Below are 20,205 nucleotides of genomic sequence, written 5' to 3' on the forward strand. Positions count from 1 at the left end.
CTGGGGATGAAGCCGGGACGAACCGTGCTTTCAAGGTCACAGTCGTCTTCGGCACCAAACCCGTCCTCCTTTAGAGAATGATCACGATTTGGTGAGTAACAATCCGGGCAATTCGGACGCGCGAGCGATCAAGTGAAGATCGGGTCGGTTCGGTCCTTTGCGGAGAAGGGGCCGAAAGTGGTCGTATCGACAAAGAGATGGCAAGAGGCGTCAAGTCGGGATTGACAAGGTGTGGCGTACGTGCATGTGGGTGGGTGTCGCGTACATGCGCATGGTCGTCAGCGCGGCTGCGGCCCCCGCCGCTGCGGCAGCGTCACCACAGAGCCGTCTCCCGGGCCCGCCGGGGGCAGACCCGCCACCTGGGCCAGCAGATCGCACCAGGAGGCCAGATGGGCGGCGGTGTCCGGGGCGCCGCCGAGGCTCTCACGCGGTGTCCAGGAGGCGCGGATCTCGATCTGGGAGGCGGCAGGGCGCGCGGCGAGTCCGCCGAAGTAGTGGGAGCTCGCGCGCGTGACGGTGCCGCTCGGCTCACCGTACGACAGCCCGCGGGCCTGGAGGGCGCCCGTCAGCCAGGACCAGCACACATCGGGCAGCAGGGGATCCGCGGCCATCTCCGGTTCGAGTTCCGCACGCACCAGGGTGACCAGGCGGAAGGTGCCCTGCCAGGCTTCGTGCCCGGCCGGTTCGTGGAGCAGGACGAGCCGCCCGTCGGCCAGGGCCTCGTCCTCGGCGACGACCGACGCCTCCAAGGCGTAGGCGAAAGGGGCCAGCCGCTGCGGCGGGCGTGTGGGCTCGATCTCGATCTCGGACCGCAGGCGCGCGGTCCTCAGCGCGTCGACAGCGGCACGGAACGGCTGTGGCGCCGTGTCCTTCGCATCCTGGTCTTCCTCCCCTGCGTCGTCCGTTCCGCCAGCGCCGTCCGTCAGTCGTCCCTGAGCCGCAGCCATGCGGGGAAGAGTAAGGGGAAGAAAGCGCGTTCGCAGGGAGAGACACCCGATGCCTCCGGCGGTTTGGCGGGGAACGGCGCGGTGGGGTTGCGACCGTCGCCGCCGGGGTAGAGCCGCGCGCGGGTGCGCCCCCGGAGAAGCGGTTCGAGCCGTGCCCGGCCGCCGAGCAGCACGAGGTCTGACGGCCCCCGCCCCCGGAGCCGGTGTGATGCATCACAGCCCCGTCCGCGGAGGCGGCACCGGGCTCGGGTGCCGCCCGGCCCGGGTGCCGCCCACCCGGGCGGCGCTGCCGGTAAGGCGTGCGAGACTTCTGACGTGAGTGCCATTGACCGCCCCGCGACGGGCCAGCCGACAGCGACGTACGACTCCGCCTTCCTGAAGGCGTGCAGGCGCGAGCCCGTGCCGCACACGCCGGTGTGGTTCATGCGGCAGGCCGGTCGCTCCCTGCCCGAATACCGCAAGGTGCGCGAGGGCATCCCCATGCTCGAGTCCTGCATGCGGCCCGAGCTGGTCACGGAGATCACGCTTCAGCCGGTCCGCCGGCACGGCGTGGACGCGGCGATCTACTTCAGCGACATCGTCGTCCCCCTGAAGGCCATCGGCGTCGACCTCGACATCAAGCCCGGCGTCGGCCCCGTCGTCGCGCACCCGATCCGCAGCCGCGCCGACCTGGCGCAGCTGCGCGACCTGACCCCCGAGGACGTCTCGTACGTCACGGAGGCCATCCGGCTGCTCACCGCCGAACTGGGCGCGACTCCGCTGATAGGCTTCGCCGGCGCCCCCTTCACCCTCGCGAGCTACCTCATCGAGGGCGGTCCCTCCCGGACGTACGAGCACACCAAGGCGCTCATGCACGGCGACCCGCAGCTGTGGGCCGACCTGCTGGACCGGCTCTCGGACATCACGGCCGCGTTCCTGAAGGTCCAGATCGAAGCGGGCGCCTCCGCGGTGCAGCTCTTCGACTCGTGGGCCGGCGCCCTCGCACCCGCGGACTACCGCCGATCGGTGCTGCCCGCCTCGGCCAAGGTCTTCCGGGCCGTCGAGGCGTACGGCGTGCCCCGTATCCACTTCGGCGTCGGCACCGGAGAGTTGCTCGGTCTGATGGGCGAGGCCGGCGCGGACGTCGTCGGTGTCGACTGGCGCGTCCCGCTCGACGAGGCGGCCCGACGCGTCGGTCCCGGCAAGGCTCTTCAGGGCAACCTCGATCCGGCGGTCCTCTTCGCCCCGAGGGAGGCCGTCGAGGCCAAGGCCCGCGAGGTGCTCGACGCCGCCGCCGGTCTTGAGGGCCATGTCTTCAACCTCGGCCACGGCGTCATGCCGGACACCGACCCGGACGCCCTCACCCGGCTCGTGGAGTACGTCCACACGCAGACGGCACGCTGACCGTCCCCAGGCCGAAGGACCCCGTCCGCCGTCTCACCAACCGGGCCGCGCCCGCCTGCCCCACTGCACACCGCGCGGCTCGGGCGGCGGCGGGGTGCCCTGGCGCAGCGGCCAGGCCAGGGCCATGCCCACGAGGAAGCCGACCACATGGGCCGCGTACGCCACCGTCCCGGCCTTGGAGACCCCTGTCCCGGACGAGTAGAGCGCCTGGAGCACGAACCAGAAGCCCAGCACCGTCCACGCGGGCAGTCGCAGCGGCAGGAAGAGCAGGAACGGCACCAGGATCCAGACCCTGACCCTGGGGTAGAGGACCAGATACGCGCCGAGCACCCCCGCGATCGCGCCTGACGCACCGATCAGCGGTTCGCCCGAAGTGCCGTTGAGATACGCGAAGCCGTACGCGGCGGCGTACCCGCACGCCACATAGAAGAGCGCGAACCGGATGTGGCCCAGGCGGTCCTCGATGTTGTTGCCGAAGATCAGCAGGAACAGCATGTTGCCGAGCAGGTGCAGCCAGCTGCCGTGCAGGAACATGGCCGTGAAGACGGACACCAGCGGCGACTTGTGGTACTCCGGCTGGCCCACCACGCAGCCCGGCCCGTGCGGGCCGATGCCCACCGCACCCGAGGGCACCAGCCGCGGAAGCTGATCGTGGATCAACTCACGGGGCACCGCCGCGTAATGCTGCAGGAACGCCTGGAGGTGACACAGCTGGGACAGGTCGCTCTGTCCCGCCACCGAGCCCGCTATGCCGGGGGTGAACAGGAAGACGACGAAGTTGGCCGCGATCAGCGCATACGTCACATAGGGCGTGCGCCGCACCGGGTTCACGTCATGAACGGGGATGACCACAAGGAAGTAGTGCCCTGGATGCGACCGGCAAATCGGTGAACGTGGCGCTCCGCCCGTGCGTATGTCTCCTCAACCGGCCGCGGTGCGGGCAAGCCGTGTCGCGGGGACGACGTGAGGAACAGGCGATGAACGACAGAGTTACTCCTCCGATACACGCTCTGCCCGACGGCGAGGCCGAGCTGGCGCTCGTGGTCCGCCTGCCCTGGGAGGACGTTGCCCGGCTCGGCCAGGAGGCCGGGCGGCTGGCCTCCCAGATGCAGCGTCCCGTGACGCTCGACGAGGCCGTCAGCCACCGTCTGCGCTCCACCCGGCCCGCCGCGCACGCCAAGCCGGCCGCGCAGCCCCAGCCGGCCGCCGTGACCTCCAGCGCGTCCGTGTCCTCGCTGCCGTCGCGGCCGCCGGCCGAGCAGGCCCGGCAGGCGATCGAGAGGATCAACGGAGTCGGCCAGCACGAGACGGCCTGAGCGGGCATCGCCCCGCGACGCCACGGGAACCGCGGCCGGATGCGTCGCCTACCGGGGCGCCTTCCGCACCGCCGCGGCCGCCTTGCGCGCGGCCACCAGGACCGGGTCCCACACCGGGGAGAAAGGCGGTGCGTACCCCAGGTCGAGCGCTGTCATCTCCTCCACCGTCATCCGTGCCGTCAGCGCCACCGCCGCGATGTCGACGCGCTTGGCCGCGCCCTCCCGGCCGACGATCTGCACGCCGAGCAGCCGCCCCGTACGGCGTTCGGCGAGCATCTTGACGGTCATGGGCGCGGCGTCCGGGTAGTAGCCCGCGCGGCTGGTCGACTCGACGACGACCACCTCGTACTGGAGCCCGGCCCGCCGCGCGTCCTTCTCGCGCAGCCCGGTGCGCGCGATCTCCAGGTCGCAGACCTTGCTCACGGCCGTGCCGACCACGCCCGGGAACGTCGCGTAGCCGCCGCCCGCGTTGGTGCCGATGACCTGCCCGTGCTTGTTGGCGTGGGTGCCCAGCGCGATATGCCGTTCGCGACCAGCGACGAGGTCGAGCACCTCGACGCAGTCGCCGCCCGCCCAGATGTTCTCGTGGCCGCGCACCCGCATCGCCAGGTCCGTGAGCAGCCCGCCGTGCTCGCCGAGCGGCAGACCGGCAGCCTTCGCCAGGGCGCTCTCCGGGCGTACGCCGATCCCGAGGATCACCACGTCGGCCGGGTACTCCGCCTCGTCCGTGGCGACCGCCCGGACCGCCGGCCGGCTCCCGTCCTTCGTGAGGATCCCGGTGACGGCGGCGTCGTTCACCATGGTGATCCCCAGACCCTCCATGGCGTCGCGCACCAGCCGGCCCATGTCCGGGTCGAGGGTCGCCATGGGCTCGCTGCCGCGGTTGACGACCGTGACCTCGTAACCACGGTTGATCAGCGCCTCGGCCATCTCCACGCCGATGTAGCCCGCGCCGACGACCACCGCGCGGCGCCCCTCGGTGCTTGCCAGCGTGTCCAGCAGGGCCTGGCCGTCGTCGAGGGTCTGCACCCCGTGCACCCCGGGCGCGTGGATGCCGGGCAGGTCGGGGCGGATCGGGCGGGCACCGGTCGCGATCACGAGCTTGTCGTACGACGTCCAGGTCTCGGCACCGGAATCGGCGTCACGCGCGCGTACCCGGCAGCGCGCGACATCGATCTCCGTGATCTCCGTCCGCATCCGCAGATCGATGCCGCGCGCCCGGTGCTCTTCCGGTGTGCGGGCGATCAGCCGGTCCCGGTCGCTGACGTCGCCGCCCACCCAGTACGGGATGCCGCACGCCGAGTACGAGGAGAAGTGGCCGCGTTCGAATGCCACGATCTCCAGCTCGTCCGGGCCCTTGAGGCGGCGTGCCTGCGATGCGGAGCTCATGCCCGCCGCATCGCCCCCGATGACGACCAGGCGCTCTCTCGTACGGCTCATACTCATGCCCACACGCTACGGGGGAGTGTCACCCTCAGTCCCGCTCTCCCCGCTCCTCCTGCCCGGGCACCGCACCGGCCGCCGGGAGCGGGGCCGGCGCCGCCGCCCCACGCGCGGACAGCCGGGGGCGCACGGCCCGCAGCCACAGCAGTACCAGCAGCGTGGCGAGCACCGCGAAGGGCAGCGTCGCCCCGATCGCCAGGGCGATCCACCGCAACAGCGTGACGAAGGCATGCCAGCCACCGGCCAGCGCGTCCACGAAGCCCGGCCCGTTCTCCTTCGCCGTCCTCTTCACCGGTGCCGCGGACAGCGACAGGCTGATGGTGGCCAGAGTCGTGCGGTCCTTCAGAGCCGCCTGCCGGGCCAGCAACGCCTCCAGATCGGCCTGGCGCGTGTTCAACTCGCCCTCCAGAGCCACCACATCACGGATGCCGGTGGCCCTGTCCATCAGCTCCCGCACCCGCGCCACGGCGGCCCGCTGGGACTTGACCCGGCTGTCGACGTCGACGACCTGGTCGGTGACGTCCTCGGCCCTGGAGGTGCGCTCGACGAGCGTGCCCGTGCCTTCGAGCGCCGCGAGCACCTCGTCGTACTTCCCGGCGGGAACTCGCAGGACCAGCCGGGTGCGCTCGTGTCCCCCGGCGTCGCGGCCGGTGTTCTCGCTGCCGACGAACCCGCCCGCGTTCTCGGCGGTCGCCCGCGCCTCCTCGAGCGCCTTGGGGACGTCCTTCACCCGCACGGTGAGGGACGCCGTCCGGATGATGGCGTTCCCGGTGAGCCGGGGAACGGTGGCGCGGCTCCGGGAGGCCCCGCCCGCGCCGCTCCCGGCCGCTCCCTGGGCCGCGTCGGGCGCGGCGGCCTTCGCCCCGCTCGCGCTCGTGGTGCTCTTGTCGTCATCCCCCGATCCGCAGCCCGCGAGCGCGAGGGCCGCGACGAGCAGCGTGGCGGCCAGCGCCCGGACCGGCCGAGCCGAACGTGGAGAGTGCATACGGTCCTACCCCCGGGGGTTGTCGTGACGGACGCTCCTTCGACGCCGCACCCGGCCGGAACGTTTGGCCGGATCCGGTTCCGGTGCGGTCACGGTCGGGACTCGGCGGGGACACAGGGCCCCTGCGGGACTGTCCGTGGGGTCTGAGAGGCTGGGGGACATGAGCGCACTGCACGCCCGCGCGGACGCCGGGCACGTCGTCGTCATCGGAGGCGGGATCGCGGGGCTGGCCGCCGCCCACCGGCTGCTGGACCGGGGTGCGCGCGTGACGGTCCTCGAGGCGTCCGACCGGGTCGGCGGCAAGCTGCTGCCCGGTGAGATCGCGGGCGTGCGGGTCGACCTCGGGGCCGAGTCGATGCTGGCACGGCGGCCCGAGGCGGTGGCGCTGGCCCGTGCGGCGGGCCTCGGGGAGCGCCTCCAGCCGCCGGCCACGGCGACCGCCTCGATCTGGACCCGCGGCGCCCTGCGGCCGATGCCCAAGGGTCATGTCATGGGCGTCCCCGGCACCGCCTCCGCCCTCCTCGGGCTGCTCACCGAGGACGGACTGCGCCGCATCGAGCGCGACGCGCTGCTGCCGCGCACGGAGATCGGCGACGATGTCGCGGTCGGGGAGTACGTGGCGGAGCGCCTCGGCCACGAGGTCGTCGACCGCCTGGTGGAGCCCCTGCTCGGCGGGGTGTACGCGGGCGACGCGTACCGCATCTCGATGCGTTCGGCGGTGCCGCAGCTCTTCGAGGCCGCGAAGGCCCATGACTCGCTGACGGAAGCGGTCCGCGAGATCCAGGCGAAGGCGGCCGCGGCCGCGCAGACCGGCCCGGTGTTCATGGGTATCGAGGGCGGCGTCGGCCGACTCCCGCTCGCCGTCGCGGAGTCGGTGCGGGCCAAGGGCGGCGAGATCCTCCTGAACACCGTCGCGGACCGGCTGCGGCGCACTCCCGGAGTATGGGAGGTCCTGGCCGGGGACCACCTGATCGAGTCGGACGCGGTGATCGTCGCCACTCCCGCCCCGCAGGCCGCCCGCCTGCTGGGCACCGCGTCCCCCGGGGCCGCCGCCGAGCTGCGCACCGTCGAGTACGCCTCCATGGCCCTGGTCACTCTCGCCTACCGCCGCGCGGGCGCCGCCCTCCCGGAGGGCAGCGGCTTCCTGGTGCCGCCGGTCGACGGGCGCACGATCAAGGCATCGACCTTCGCCTCCCGGAAGTGGGGCTGGATCGCCGACGAGAACCCGGACGTGCTCGTCCTGAGGACGTCCGTCGGCCGGTACGGGGAGACCGAGATCCTCGAGCACGAGGACGCCGACCTCGTGGCCGCCTCGCGCCACGACCTGCGGGAGGCGACCGGTCTGGACGCCGCTCCGGTGGAGACCCGCGTCACCCGCTGGACCGACGGCCTGCCCCAGTACCCCGTCGGTCACCACGCACGCGTGGTCCGTATCCGCGACCACATCGCACGCCTCCCGGGTCTCGCCGTGTGCGGTGCGGCCTACGACGGCGTCGGCATCCCGGCCTGCATCGCGAGCGCGCACGCGGCCGTGGACCAACTGGGCGGCGACCTGCGCGCTGTGCAGCAGCTCACCGCCAACCCGGTGCAGAGCCTCCACGGCGGAGCGGGAGAATAGGCACATGAGTGACGACGCCCCCACCACCGAGTCCGGCAGGATCCCGAACAAGGGCAAGCTGGCCAAGGACCTCAACGAGGTCATCCGCTACACGCTGTGGTCCGTCTTCAAGCTGAAGGACGTGCTGCCCGAGGACCGCGCCGGTTACGCCGACGAGGTGCAGGAGCTGTTCGACCAGCTCGCCGCGAAGGACGTGACGATCCGCGGCACGTACGACCTGTCCGGCCTGCGCGCCGACGCCGACCTCATGATCTGGTGGCACGCGGAGACCAGCGACCAGCTGCAGGAGGCGTACAACCTCTTCCGCCGCACGAAGCTGGGCCGCGCCCTCACTCCGGTCTGGTCGAACATGGCGCTGCACCGCCCGGCCGAGTTCAACCGCTCGCACATCCCGGCGTTCCTCGCCGACGAGACGCCGCGCAACTACGTCAGCGTCTACCCGTTCGTTCGCTCGTACGACTGGTATCTGCTGCCGGACGAGGACCGCCGCCGCATGCTCGCGGACCACGGCAAGATGGCCCGCGGCTACCCGGACGTGCGCGCCAACACGGTCGCCTCCTTCTCGCTCGGCGACTACGAGTGGGTCCTCGCCTTCGAGGCCGACGAGCTGCACCGCATCGTCGACCTCATGCGCCACCTGCGTGGCTCGGAGGCCCGGATGCACGTCCGCGAGGAGGTCCCCTTCTTCACCGGCCGCCGGAAGTCGGTGGCCGAGCTGGTCGCCTCTCTCGCCTGACCGCTGACCGCTGACCGCGACGCATGCGCCGGACGTCCCCACGGACGCCCGGCGCGTCAGCCTGTCACGGGGGGAGGGCTGGAAGCGGCCGGCGGCAGCGGATACGCCTCCGACGGCGTCGCCGGAACGGGTGTGCCCGGCTGCTCCGTGGGGCCCGGCGGAGCGGGGGAAGCGGTGAGCGGCGGCGGGGCGGCGGTGGCCGCGTCCCGGGCCAGCGCGTCGAAGTCGACGTAGCCGGTGGCCTCCAGGACCTTGATGTGGTCGAGCACGGTGGCGTTCGCGTCGTCGGCGAGGGCCCGCACCAGCGAGTTGCGGGTGGTTGCGCGGACCTGGGCGACGACGGTGAAGACCTTGCCGTGGGCCTGGCGCAGAAGGTTGGCGAAGTCGCGGTCGTACTCCTCGCCCTGGGCCGTGTTCAGGGTCTCCAGCCACTGGCGCTGCTGCGCGTTGGGCTGGTTGGGCAGGGCGAGACCGAGCCGCCCGGCGACATCGCGGACGCGCGCGTCCAGGAACGTGTGGCCCTCGACGAGGTGCTCTCCCGCGGTCCGGACGGCCTGGGTGGTGCCCTTCTGCTCGGCCTGCTGCCCCGCCGGCAGCTCCCACAGCCCGGCCAGCCGGACCCGGGTGATGAAGTCCCGGTCCAGCGCGGACAGCGGGCCGTAGCTCGTCGAGAAGGTCTGGGCGTTCAGGGTGTCCAGGCCGGTGCCGGAGCGGTCCGCGTAGGACCAGACAGGGAAGACCAGGGCGGCGAGGGTCCCCGCGAGCAAGGTGATGAGGATCCCGGTGCCACTGAGGATTCCTCGGCCTTTCACGGGTCTGGATCGCATGGTGCCCTCCTGCTTGCGGCACCGCACGCTGCTGCGTTTCGGGTGCGGTTCGGCATATTACTGCGCAGCCCGAGTCAACTGCCCTATGAGAAGAAACAGTTGGAAAGCGGGCATGACGCGTCCAATGCCCTGCGCCTGAAGCGGGGTATTCCGCAGCGAAAGAGAGCAAAACGACCGCTGTGGCCTGTCGTGGGGTCGCTGTGTTAACCGCGGCACATTCCGCGGAGTCGGCCTCCGGTGCCGCCCGCGGGTGATAAGGGCCCGCGGGCTCAGTGCCGCTGCAAGGCCCGGCGTGTGGCGCGGGCCAGCCGGGCCGCGGGGTGCCGGGACGGTGGGGTGGGGCCCGAGCGCTCCAGCCACCAGTCACGCAGCCGTCGTCGCGTCCCGGGGTCCGCGGGGAGCTCCGCGAGCAGCAGGTGCTCGGCGAAGTCGAGGGCGTCGCGCCGGTAGCCGCCGGTCATCGGACGGCCCTGGGCGTAGTCGAGAAAGGCCGGCCGGTACGCCTCTGCGAGGATCACCGGCAACTCGGGCGCGACCTTGGCGACGACACCGGCCCGCTTGGCGGCGAGGGCGCGCGCCTGCACCCCGAGCCGTACCCGGTCGAATCCCTCGGGCACGGGCGTACCGGCGACGAGGGAGGACAGCAGCGCGGCCTGCGCAAGCGCGACCCGCTGCCGCACGAGCGGCGCGGGCCCGCCACCGTCGGGGCCGGGGCCCGCTCCGTCCGCCGGCTCGTCCGGCCCTGCTTCCCGGACCGGCCCCGGGGACACGGCGCCGGCGGCGGGGTGCGTCCTGGGTGTTGTCCTGCGGACCGTCTGCCGGATGGCGGACAACTCCCTTTCGAGTTCGCCGGGTGCGGGGAAGTTCTCGTCGCGTTCCAGCAGGACCCCGGGCGGGGTGGCGCGCGACGCCAGGTCGGCCAGGATGTCGAGGACCGCTTGCGGCACCGGGTGCGCGTGGCTGTCGTGCCAGACGCCGTCGCGTTCGAAGCCGCCCGCGACATGGACGTACGCGATGGCCTCGACGGGCAGCTCGTCCAGAGCCCGGGCCGGGTCCTCGCCCCGGTTGACGTGGTTGGTGTGCAGGTTGGCGACGTCGATCAGAAGGCGTACGCCGGTGCGGTCGACCAGGTCGTAGAGGAACTGCCCCTCGGTCATCTCCTCGCCGGGCCAGGAGATCAGCGCCGCGATGTTCTCCACGGCGAGCGGCACGGGCAGCGCGTCCTGGGCGATGCGGATGTTCTCGCACAGGACGTCCAGCGCATCGCGGGTGCGCGGGACCGGGAGCAGATGACCCGCCTCCAGCGCCGGCGAAGCGGTCAGCGGCCCACCCGCCCGTACGAATGCGATGTGCTCGGTGACCAGCGGCGACCCGAGGGCCTGGGCGCGCTCGGCGAGCGCGGACAGCCGTGTCTCGTCGGGACGGTCCGCGCCGCCGAGGCCGAGGGAGACACCGTGCGGCACAACGGGGACACCGCGCTCGCGCAGGCGTACCAGCGACTCGTCCAGGTGACCGGGACAGACGTTCTCGGCGACGGCCTCGACCCAGTCGATGCCCGGCATCCGCTCCACCGCGTCGGCGATCTCCGGCCGCCACCCGATGCCCGTACCCAGTCGCTCCATCGTCCCCTCCTCCGCCACGGATCCACAGATCCGCCGTCGCGCCCCCTGCGGACCACGGTCGTTCCGCCGCACCGGCCGCCCCCCGTCCCCGTCCCGTCCTCGCCCGCCCGTCCCCCTCGACGAACCGCCGCTGCCGGTGTGACGGAGTCATGGCCCCGGCCGGACGGGGCCGAACCCTCCCCGGGCGCCTTCAGAGGAACATTTGAGGTTCCGCCCGCCGCTCACCGCAGCCGGAGCGGGCCGGAGCGCAGTTTCACCTCAATGGGGGCCCTGACGCCCGCGATCTCCAGGAAGAGCTGTTGCTGACCATGCGCACCGCGCGGCGGCCCTCGGTCCGCGCCTGCCGCCACGCCGCTCGCAGCCCCGGCCTCACCAGGAAGATCCGTGATCACCATGCGCCGTCGCCCCTCCGCGCACCGCCTGCGCGGTGTCCTCGCCCTCGTCCCCGCCGCGCTCGTGGCGACCCTCCTCATGCCGTGGCAGGCGCGGGGCGCAACGCCGTCCCAGGACGCCTGCCACACCCTCGACAACGTCATGCCGCACGGTGACTGCGGTCCCTTCCACCAGGTCTTCGCCGACAACTTCAACGGACAGCACATCCCCCTGGGGGCCTTCTCCTCCTGCGCCGGGGACGGCGACTACAAGTGCGCCGGTCTGCGGAGGTACGGCACCGGGCCGGGGTCGGTGTACCTGTCGCTCGGCGCCTACCCGCGCGGCTGGTACGACACGGCGAACCCGAAGAACCACTCCAACGGCAACACCCGCACCTTCGGCGGCGAGTACCGCGCCGACGACACCACCTGGATCGGCCCGTCCTTCACCGGCGACGGCCAGCTGCACGTGCGCATGTACCGGCCGCCGGTCGGCGACAACCATGTGGCCGCACTGGTGCCGCTGGGATGCATGAACATCCGCTACGGCAAGTTCAGTGAGCGCTGGCGCGTCCACGGCACGCTGGACGGCTACAAGATGGCCCATCTGCGCTACGCGGAAAGTGAGATCGACTTCCCCGAGGCAGGCGAGAACTTCGCCTACGACCCGATCAGCGCCTTCGTCCACGGCTTCGCCGAGTACAACGCGGACGCCCCCGCCCAGTGGACCGACTGGCACACCAGCACCTACGAGATCACCCCGTCCGGCGTCACCTTCTACCTCGACGGCCGCCGGATCGGCCATGTCGCGGGCGACAACCCCGACGTCGCGGCCTGGGTGCTCCAGAACGAGTCGAGCCTCGGCGGCAACTACGCGGCCAGAGGTTCCTCGGTCCAGATCGATACGACCTGGGTTACCTGCTACACCTACGGCGGGACCAGCCGCTGAGCCGGTACCGCGTCGCGGTGCGGTCGAGGAGAGCGGTTCAGGCCCTGCTCAGCGTCGTGGCCGGACGGGTGCCGTTCTCCTTCGCCCCCTGCATGGCGCGGTGGGCTTGTTCGATGGCCTGGCCCCAGTAGGTCCCGGCCACCATCAGCACCGCGCCGAGGGCGGCGAGAACGGTCAGGTGCTCGCCGCCGATGCCGACGCCGATGGCGGCGGCCCACACGGGTTCGGTACCCAGCAGGAGACTGGCCCTGCTCGCGGATGTGCGCTGGATGGCCCACGTCTGGGCGAGGAAGGCGAAGACGCTGCAGAGCAGGGAGAGATAGACCAACTGCAACCACGTGCCGGCGGTGATACGAGCCGCCGCCGGCAGACCCCCCGCGGTGGCCGGTACGAGGCACAGCACCGCCCCGACGACGGTCTGGAGGGAGGTCAGCTGCAGCGGCCGCAGCGAACGGCCCACGGTCAGCCGCCCGACCAGGGCCACATGGACGGCTCGGACCACGGCCGCGGCCAGCATCAGGACGTCACCCACCCCAGGAGCATGCAGCCCGTGTACCGAGGTGAGCAGGCCGACCGCCATGACGCACACGCCCGCGGCGAGGAAGAAACGCGGCGGCACCCTGCCGCGGCCCCCGGAGCGGTCCAGCAGGGGTGTGATGACCAGGGTCAGGCTGATGAGCAGCCCCGCGTTCGCGGCGCTGGTGTGCGCCACCCCGTACATCTCCAGTACCAGGACCGCCGTCTGGGTCAGGCCCAGAACGGACCCGATGCGGATCTCCCTCCGTGTCCAGGGGGCCCGCCGACGGCGCGCGGTGGCCAGGACCAGGGGAAGGCTCAGCACCGCGGAGAGCAGGTAGCGCAGGAACAGCACCACCAGGACCGGGGCGGCGCCGGTGGCCGTCTTCGCCGCCAGATAGCTGGAGCCCCAGACCATCGCAACCAGCAGGAGCACCAGATCGGTTCGACGTGTGTCAGGCATGCCCCTCACGGTGCCCGACCAGCACAATGAAGCCAAGTATCAACTTCTGAAGTGAATATGTAGCAGTACTACAATGTCCCTCGTGGACGAAAGACAGCTACGGGTCCTGCGCGAGCTGGGAGAGCTGGGCAGCGTCACGGCCGCAGCGGAGGCGCTGAGGGTCACCCCTTCGGCGATTTCCCAGCAACTGCGGCTGTTGCAGCGCTCGGTCCCCGTTCCGCTCACCGAGCGCGAGGGGCGGCGGCTGGTGCTCACCCCGGCCGGACGCGCTCTGGCCGACGCCGCGATCGAAGTCGAGACCGCCCTGGCCCGAGCCCGCCACAGCGTTGAGGAGTTCCTCGGCCGAGCGGACGGTCGGGTGTCGGTGGCGGCCTTCCACAGCGCCGCCGCGGCCTTCTGGCCTCATCTGGTGCGCGCCCTGTCCGCCCCCGGCTCCCCGCGGCTCGCGTTCGCCGACGAGGACGTCGCCCAGGACGACTTCCCGCCCCTGACCCGCGAGTACGACATCGTCCTCGCCCACCGCCTCGACCATGCCGCGCCCTGGCCCCGGACCGTGTCCGTCACCGCCCTGCTGCACGAACCGCTCGACGTCGCACTGCCCGCCGGCCACCCGCTGACCGCCAAGCCGCGGCTGAGTCCCCGGGATGTGGCCGACGAGCCCTGGATCACCGTTCACGACGGCTTCCCGCTGATGGCCACCATCGAGGCCATCGCGGCCGCGGCCGACCGTCGGCTCCACCTCGCCCACCGCATCAACGAGTTCGCCGTGGTGGCCCAGGTCGTGGCCGCAGGCGCCGGAATCGCCCTGATGCCGCGCTGGACCGCCCGCCCGCACGTCGGAGTGGCTCTCAGGCCCCTGGTCGGCGTCAACGCACGACGTCACATCGACGCACTCCATCGCCCCGAACGCGCGGCGCGCACGGCTGTCCGGACGGTCCTCACCGAGCTGCGGTCCGCGGCAGCCGCCATCAGCAGCCAAGCCCCCGGCGACACAGAGCCGCGCAGCTGAGGCCGGGCGGGATTTCGGAAATCGCGGAGCCCGGCGTCATGCTGCGTGGATGTCCGGCCGGACCTCCACGATGATGTCCGCATCCGCCTCGTCGCCCTCCTCGCCGCGCCAGAGGAAGACCCGCACGTGCTTCGCCCGGGGAAGCCCACGCATCTTCCACTCGGTCATCAGGTCGGCGACGACGAGGGCGACGGCGTACTGGGCGCCCTGGCTCGAATCGGTGGCGCTGATCGCCCCCGCCCACCGTTCGGGGTCGTTGCCGTAGGGGCGCCATCCCTCCGAGCCGTGCGGCTCGAATACCCGGTACACCCAGTCCGTCTCGGTGCCCATAACGCCGATCCTGTCACCAAGGAGCCCGATGTGCCGTCTCGGAGCCACCCCGGCCGAGCGGATCTCAGCCTCGGCGCAAGGCCGGGTGGTCCGCCACCACCGTGCAGCTGCCCGGGGCGATCTCCGTGAAGCCCGCGTCCCGCACCAGTGGCAGGCCGGACGTGGTCAGTTCGGACCAGAGGGGCGGGGGTGCCGTGTGGACCCGGAGCGTGAAGCCGGTCTCGCGCCAGGCCGCGCGTTCGTCGTCCGGCAGGGCCCACCAGGCGAGGTGCGCGCCATGACCGGCCTGGGCCATCGCCTTGCCCGCGGACATCTCCAGCTCGGGGTTCAACCACAGCACCGGCGTCGACGGGTCGGGGTCGAGCGGCGGTTCCGGGTCCTCCAGGTCCGTGCCCGAGACCTGGAGCCGGGCCAGGTCCTTGGGCCAGCCGTCCAGCGGGACGGGCGGGAAGACCCGTACCTCCGCAGACTTGCCGGTGACAGTGATGCCGGGCAGCGCCTCCGCCCGGCGCCACTCCGCCCCACGCGCCCGGCGCACCACCTTGCGGATCCGCGCGTCCTGCCAGTCGCGCATCGCCCGGGCCCACTCTCCCTCGCCCAGCGAGCGCTCGTCGCTGAGGATCATGAGCACGGCACGCGCCGCGGTCTCCAGCGCGTCCGTACGCGCCGGAGGAGCCGCCCGCTCGATGCGCACCACCAGCGGCAGGACGAACTGCGGCGCCTCGTCGCGTGTGGTGCGCTCCGAGCGGAAGGGGCTGTCCTGACCGTCGTGCGGGGAGTCCGCCGAGGCTGCGGGGGTCTGGTCACTGCTCACGACGCCCAGTGTGCCAGGCCGAAGATCGGGTCATCGGCGCGGTCGCCGGGGGCGTCAGCCGGAGCAGGCCGTGCGTTGTGCCTCCTGCCATGTGCAGACCGGACAGAGCGTGATCCCCTTGTACGACTCCGGATACTCGGTCGGCTTCCGGCACAGCACGCACTCGGCGAACGGCGGGCCGTCCGCCGTGGGCGCCGGGGTCACTGCCGGCGCCGCCTCCGTATCGGAGTAGTCGCTCATGCCTTCAGCGTAAGCGCAGCCGACCAGGGCCTAGCCGCCTCCGCCCGACGCCCCCATCAGCTCGGAGACCTTCACCAACCGGTAGCCCTGCCTGCGCAGCTCGGGCACCAGCGCCCGCACCGCCGGCTCGGTCACCGGCGCCGCGCTCCGGGTGCAGTGCATGACGACCACGGAACCGGGCCGCACCCCTCGCAGCACCTGCCGCGCCACCGCGTCCGGGTCCGTCGCGAACGCGTCCCCGCTGACCACGTCCCACTGGACCACGGTGACACCGAGCGGACCGAGCGCGCGCAGGGCCCGGTTGTCGTAGCAGCCGCCGGGGAAACGGAAGTACGGCATCGGGTGGGCGACCCCCGCATTGCGGATCGCGGTGAAGCCGCGCTCCACGTCCGAGCGCATCCGCGACTCGGGCAGCACCGGCAGCCCGTAGCAGCCGTCGGTGAAGGAGTAGTGGCTGTAGGAGTGGTTGGCGACCTCGAAGAGCGGGTCCTGGCCGATGCCCCGGGCTTCCTCGGGGTACTGGTCGGCCCACCGGCCCGTCATGAACACGGTGGCCGGCACCTTCAACTCGCGCAGCGCGTCGATCAGCTCGGGATTGTCGAAGCGCTCACCGTCCGCCGCCCGCGGCCCCTCGTCGGCGGTCATGTCCGCGTCGAAGGTGAGGGCGATGGTCTTCTTCTGTGTCCGTGCGCTCTTGAAGACGGGCATCAGGCCGCCGGAACCGGGAGTGAGTGCCGCCTCCCCCGAGGCCGACGCCGAGGACCGCGCCGAGCGCTGCTCGGGGCCCCGCGGAGCGTTCGGGGCTCCGCAGGCGGCGAAGACGGCGCAGGCCACGCACACGGCGGCGATGCGTCGTACCAGAAAGATCACCGCACCAACGTATGGGCGGACCTGCGATGCCACGGCCATCGCGGCGGTGCGCCGGGCCGGCACACCGGTGAAGTCACCCGCCCGGCCGCCGCCACGTCGGCCGCCCCCGGCCCTGCCCCGGTCCCTGCCTCCGGTCGTTCGGCCGTCCTTCAGCCCTCGCGCAGCAGGCGCTGCCTGCACTCCCGGACGTCGAAGCCCGCCTTCGGGTAGCGGGGATCCAGTTCCCGGAGGTGTTCGAGCAGCAGACTGCTCACGGCCCAGTCGCGGTACCACTTGTGGTCGGCGGGGATCAGGTACCAGGGAGCAGCGGACGTGGCGCAGCGGCTAAAGGCGGTCTCGTACGCCTGCCGGTAGGCCGGCCACCTGGCTCGTTCGTCCAGGTCGCCCGGGTCGAACTTCCAGTGCTTGTCCGGCTTGTCGAGGCGCTTCAGCAGCCGTCGGCATTGTTCTTCGCGGGACAGGTGGAGGAAGCACTTGACGAGCGTGACGCCGCTGTCGCTCAGGCGGTCCTCGAAGGCGTTGATCCGGCCGTAACGACGATCGATCTCGTCGTCCGAGGCATGCGAGTGCACCTTGGCGATCAGGACGTCCTCATAGTGCGAGCGGTCGAAGACCCCGATCTCGCCGGGCCGCGGCAGCGCCTTCTCGACGCGCCAGAGAAAGTCGTGATGGCGCTCCTGCCGTGTGGGCGCCTTGAAGGCGTGGATGCGGCAGCCCGCCGGATTGAACCGGCCGATGACGTGTTTGACCGTTCCGCCCTTGCCGCTGGCGTCCGGGCCCTGCAGGACCAGCAGGAGCCGACGGCGATCCCCGGCGGTCGCCGCCGCCCAGAGGCGTTCCTGAAGGTCGGCGAGGTCCTCGCCCATCCGGGCGGTCGCCGCGATGCCGGCGGCCTTGCCCCCGGGAGGGCTGCCGGGGGTCGCCGCGGCGTCGTACGCGGACAGGTCCACGGGCTTGCCGACGGGGAGCCGGAGCAGCTCGCGCACCGGGTTGCTGTCTCGCCTGCGGGCCATGGGGCACCTCCTGTGCGCACCGGGTTCCCCGACGGCCCGCCGATGCGACAAGCGGTGCCACGTCACATCCTCACTGTCAGTCGTCGTGGGTGACCGAGGCGGGGGCACTCTGCCGGGTCGGCGGCGGCACGTCCTCAGGCGCGGGCTCCGCCCACAGCTCGGGAGGCGCCTCGCCCGAAGGAGTATGGGCGCCCTCGCCGACCGGGACCTGGGCGAGCCCGTGCAAAGGCGCCTCGGTGGCCTCTCCGGCAAGCTCCGGTGCCGCCTCCTCCCACGCCGTCGCTGCCGATGTGCCCGCGGCCGACTGCTCCGGCGCGTCGGAGGTCGCCGGGACCGGCGTGTCCGGTGCGGACCGTGTCCCGCCCTGTCCCGCCGCACCCTCGGGCTGCCCCGACCGCTCCAGGAACCGCAGCAATTCGACCGGGAACGGCAGGACCAGCGTGGAGTTCTTCTCCGCCGCGACGGCCACGACGGTCTGCAGCAGGCGCAGCTGGAGCGCGGCGGGCTGCTGGGACATCACCCCGGCGGCCTCCGCCAGCTTCTTCGACGCCTGGAGCTCCGCGTCCGCGTTGATGACGCGGGCCCGGCGCTCGCGGTCCGCCTCCGCCTGGCGGGCCATCGACCGCTTCATCGTGTCGGGCAGCGACACGTCCTTGATCTCGACCCGGTCGATCTGCACGCCCCAGCCCACGGCGGGACTGTCGATCATCAGCTCCAGGCCCTGGTTCAGCTTCTCCCGGTTGGACAGCAGGTCGTCGAGATCGCTCTTGCCGATGATCGAGCGCAGCGAGGTCTGCGCCATCTGCGAGACCGCGAACCGGTAGTCCTCGACCTGGATGAGCGCGTTGGCCGCGTCGATCACCTTGAAGTAGACGACGGCGTCCACGCGCACCGTCACGTTGTCGCGTGTGATGCCCTCCTGCGCCGGGATCGGCAGGGTCACGATCTGCATGTTGACCTTCTGCAGCCGGTCGACGAAGGGAACGATCACGGTGAAACCCGGTGGCCTCGGCGAGCCGAGGAGCCGTCCGAAGCGGAACACGACCCCACGCTCGTACTGCTTCACCACCCGGGCCGCCGCGGACACGTACACAAGCCCCACGGCGCCGAGGCCCACCAGGGCACCCACCACCTCAGAGAGCATGACGACCTCCTCACCGAGAGGTCAGGTGTATCCGGTACATCCGGTACATCTGCACTTGCCACGATAATTCCGCCGAGGCCGCATGAGCGAGGGCCCGCCGGTACGGCGCCGGCGGGCCCTTGTGCCGGGGCCGAGCGGCCCCGGAGCGTCAGCCGCCGGACGTCATCCGCACCGGTTCCGTCCCGGCCGCGCTGTGCCGTTCCGCCCAGTTCTCCAGGGCCGTACGGCAGGCGTGGTCCAGGTGGTGCAGACCGGTCAGGTCGAGCTCCACCGGCCGGTCCTGCGGCAGTGCCTCAAGGCTCTCGAGGATCTTCGGCAGCCGCAGGAACGTCGCGTTGCCCGACAGATACGCCTGCACCGGTCCGGCTCCCTTGTCGATGACCTCGAGTCGGGCGTGCGAGGCCTCCCACGCCGTCTTCACCACGGCCAGGGCGAGCCCGATGAGCACGCCCTCGAACATGCTGATCGTCACGATGGACACCGCGGTGACCAGCAGTATCAGCGCCTCGCCCCGGTGCTCGCGCCACAGCGCCACGAGCGCCCGCAGGGGGACGAGCTTGGCCCCGGAGTACACGAGGACGCCGGCGAGCGCGGGTACCGGTATGTATGCCAGTGCGGACGGCAGCAGCGCGGCGAACAGCAGCAGCCACACGCCGTGCAGCACCCGCGACGCCTTGGTGCGGGCGCCGGCCTGGACATTGGCCGCGCTGCGCACGATCACCGCGGTCATCGGCAGCGCGCCCAGCAGCCCGCACACGGTGTTGCCGGCGCCCTGCGCCATCAGCTCCTTGTTGTACTCGGTGCGCGGACCGTCGTGGAGGCGGTCCACGGCGGCGGCGCTGAAGAGGGACTCGGCGGAGGCGATCAGCGCGAACGCGACGATCGTGCCGAGCAGGCCCAGGTCCGCCAGTTCGCCGTAGGCGCTCGGGGAGGGCGGCTGGATCGAGCCCAGCAGCCCCTTCACCTCGACCGTGGCCACCGGCAGGCCGAGGAGCACGGCGACGAGGGTGGCGACGCCGACCGCCGCGAGCGGACCGGGCAGCGTGCGCACCGCGCGCGGCATGTGCTTCCACAGCACGAGGACGGCGATGGTGCCCGTGCCGACTGCCAGGGAGGCCGGCGCACGGGTGCTCGAGATCGCGTCGAGGAGCGCCCCGGGCAGTGCGGCTATCTTGCCCAGGCCCGAGGCCGGGGCCTTCGCCCCGATCAGGGAGTAGAGCTGTCCGGCGATCAGCACCAGGCCGATGCCGGCCAGCATGCCCTCCACGACGGAGACCGAGATGGCGCGGAACCAGCGCCCCAGCTTCAGCGCGCCCATGGCGAGCTGGAGCACACCGGTGGCCAGCACGATCACGCCGAGCATCGGCAGTCCGAACTCCCGCACCGCTTCCAAGACCAGCACGGTCAGCCCGGCCGCCGGCCCGGAGACCTGGAGGCTGCTGCCGCGCAGCATCCCGGTGACGATGCCTCCCACGATGCCGGTGACCAGGCCGAGTTCGGCCGGCACACCGGAGGCGACGGCCACGCCCACGCACAGCGGGAGCGCGACCAGGAAGACGACGAGGGAGGCGGCGAAGTCCTGCCTGAGAAAAGGGAACTTGGTCATCGG

General features: G+C 72.0%; 20 protein-coding genes. 6 read left to right on the forward strand and 14 right to left on the reverse strand.

Translation table 11 applies throughout. The features are described 5' to 3' along the window. Positions 1-278: 278 nt before the first annotated feature. Positions 279-947, reverse strand: a complete 669-nt coding sequence (locus LZ604_RS08700; protein ID WP_234513897.1) for a DUF3000 domain-containing protein — start codon at positions 945-947, stop codon at positions 279-281. Between the two features lie 315 nt (positions 948-1,262). Between LZ604_RS08700 and hemE the strand changes: the two genes are divergently transcribed. Then, entirely contained in the window at positions 1,263-2,330 is a 1,068-nt protein-coding gene (hemE, locus tag LZ604_RS08705) for a uroporphyrinogen decarboxylase (RefSeq protein ID WP_234513898.1), read from the forward strand. Positions 2,331-2,363: 33 nt separating this feature from the next. Here the strand turns inward: hemE and LZ604_RS08710 are convergent, their stop codons facing one another. After that, positions 2,364-3,182 (reverse strand): rhomboid family intramembrane serine protease, encoded by an 819-nt coding sequence (locus LZ604_RS08710; protein WP_234513899.1) that lies wholly within the window; start codon positions 3,180-3,182, stop codon positions 2,364-2,366. A 125-nt stretch (positions 3,183-3,307) separates the two neighbouring features. Between LZ604_RS08710 and LZ604_RS08715 the strand changes: the two genes are divergently transcribed. Then, complete coding sequence (locus tag LZ604_RS08715; protein ID WP_234513900.1) at positions 3,308-3,646, forward strand: hypothetical protein; 339 nt, start codon at positions 3,308-3,310, stop codon at positions 3,644-3,646. Positions 3,647-3,694: 48 nt separating this feature from the next. Here the strand turns inward: LZ604_RS08715 and LZ604_RS08720 are convergent, their stop codons facing one another. Together LZ604_RS08720 and LZ604_RS08725 are read right to left on the reverse strand one after the other, a co-directional pair. Then, positions 3,695-5,092: an FAD-dependent oxidoreductase gene (locus LZ604_RS08720; RefSeq protein WP_234513902.1), complete on the reverse strand. Its 1,398-nt coding sequence runs from the start codon at positions 5,090-5,092 to the stop codon at positions 3,695-3,697. 28 nt (positions 5,093-5,120) lie between these two features. Continuing rightward, complete coding sequence (locus LZ604_RS08725; protein ID WP_234513904.1) at positions 5,121-6,074, reverse strand: DUF4349 domain-containing protein; 954 nt, start codon at positions 6,072-6,074, stop codon at positions 5,121-5,123. 160 nt (positions 6,075-6,234) lie between these two features. On the opposite strand from LZ604_RS08725, the gene hemG reads away from it, so the two are divergent. Then, complete coding sequence (gene hemG / locus LZ604_RS08730; protein ID WP_234513906.1) at positions 6,235-7,692, forward strand: protoporphyrinogen oxidase; 1,458 nt, start codon at positions 6,235-6,237, stop codon at positions 7,690-7,692. 4 nt (positions 7,693-7,696) lie between these two features. Continuing rightward, a complete protein-coding gene (hemQ, locus tag LZ604_RS08735) occupies positions 7,697-8,428 on the forward strand; it encodes a hydrogen peroxide-dependent heme synthase (protein ID WP_234513908.1) in 732 nt (243 codons plus the stop codon). 56 nt (positions 8,429-8,484) lie between these two features. Here the strand turns inward: hemQ and LZ604_RS08740 are convergent, their stop codons facing one another. After that, positions 8,485-9,255 carry a DUF4142 domain-containing protein gene (locus LZ604_RS08740; protein ID WP_234513909.1) on the reverse strand — a complete coding sequence of 257 codons (771 nt, stop codon included), beginning with the start codon at positions 9,253-9,255 and terminating at the stop codon, positions 8,485-8,487. Between the two features lie 269 nt (positions 9,256-9,524). After that, positions 9,525-10,877: an MbnB/TglH/ChrH family RiPP precursor modification enzyme gene (locus LZ604_RS08745; protein ID WP_234513910.1), complete on the reverse strand. Its 1,353-nt coding sequence runs from the start codon at positions 10,875-10,877 to the stop codon at positions 9,525-9,527. Between the two features lie 384 nt (positions 10,878-11,261). Between LZ604_RS08745 and LZ604_RS08750 the strand changes: the two genes are divergently transcribed. Continuing rightward, the gene (locus LZ604_RS08750) at positions 11,262-12,197 is read left to right on the forward strand and encodes a LamG domain-containing protein (protein ID WP_234513911.1); all 936 of its coding nucleotides are present in this window, start codon (positions 11,262-11,264) and stop codon (positions 12,195-12,197) included. A 37-nt stretch (positions 12,198-12,234) separates the two neighbouring features. Here the strand turns inward: LZ604_RS08750 and LZ604_RS08755 are convergent, their stop codons facing one another. Next, positions 12,235-13,176 carry a DMT family transporter gene (locus LZ604_RS08755; protein ID WP_234513912.1) on the reverse strand — a complete coding sequence of 314 codons (942 nt, stop codon included), beginning with the start codon at positions 13,174-13,176 and terminating at the stop codon, positions 12,235-12,237. An 82-nt stretch (positions 13,177-13,258) separates the two neighbouring features. On the opposite strand from LZ604_RS08755, the gene LZ604_RS08760 reads away from it, so the two are divergent. Next, complete coding sequence (locus tag LZ604_RS08760; protein ID WP_234513913.1) at positions 13,259-14,185, forward strand: LysR family transcriptional regulator; 927 nt, start codon at positions 13,259-13,261, stop codon at positions 14,183-14,185. A gap of 36 nt (positions 14,186-14,221) precedes the next feature. Here the strand turns inward: LZ604_RS08760 and LZ604_RS08765 are convergent, their stop codons facing one another. From LZ604_RS08765 to LZ604_RS08795, 7 genes are all read right to left on the reverse strand, one after another. Continuing rightward, positions 14,222-14,515 (reverse strand): hypothetical protein, encoded by a 294-nt coding sequence (locus LZ604_RS08765; protein ID WP_234513914.1) that lies wholly within the window; start codon positions 14,513-14,515, stop codon positions 14,222-14,224. Positions 14,516-14,579: 64 nt separating this feature from the next. Then, the gene (locus tag LZ604_RS08770) at positions 14,580-15,329 is read right to left on the reverse strand and encodes an aminoacyl-tRNA hydrolase (protein ID WP_234513915.1); all 750 of its coding nucleotides are present in this window, start codon (positions 15,327-15,329) and stop codon (positions 14,580-14,582) included. A gap of 54 nt (positions 15,330-15,383) precedes the next feature. Beyond that, the gene (locus LZ604_RS08775) at positions 15,384-15,569 is read right to left on the reverse strand and encodes a hypothetical protein (RefSeq protein ID WP_234513916.1); all 186 of its coding nucleotides are present in this window, start codon (positions 15,567-15,569) and stop codon (positions 15,384-15,386) included. Between the two features lie 30 nt (positions 15,570-15,599). Next, entirely contained in the window at positions 15,600-16,439 is an 840-nt protein-coding gene (locus LZ604_RS08780; protein ID WP_234513917.1) for a polysaccharide deacetylase family protein, read from the reverse strand. Positions 16,440-16,588: 149 nt separating this feature from the next. Continuing rightward, on the reverse strand, positions 16,589-17,452 hold the full coding sequence (locus tag LZ604_RS08785; protein WP_234513919.1) for a PPK2 family polyphosphate kinase: 864 nt from the start codon (positions 17,450-17,452) through the stop codon (positions 16,589-16,591). A gap of 76 nt (positions 17,453-17,528) precedes the next feature. Next, positions 17,529-18,596, reverse strand: a complete 1,068-nt coding sequence (locus LZ604_RS08790) for a slipin family protein (RefSeq protein WP_234513921.1) — start codon at positions 18,594-18,596, stop codon at positions 17,529-17,531. A gap of 148 nt (positions 18,597-18,744) precedes the next feature. Further along, entirely contained in the window at positions 18,745-20,202 is a 1,458-nt protein-coding gene (locus LZ604_RS08795) for a SulP family inorganic anion transporter (RefSeq protein ID WP_234513924.1), read from the reverse strand. Positions 20,203-20,205 lie beyond the last annotated feature (3 nt).

This window comes from Streptomyces glomeratus, assembly GCF_021462825.1.
GTDB classification, from domain to species: domain Bacteria; phylum Actinomycetota; class Actinomycetes; order Streptomycetales; family Streptomycetaceae; genus Streptomyces; species Streptomyces glomeratus.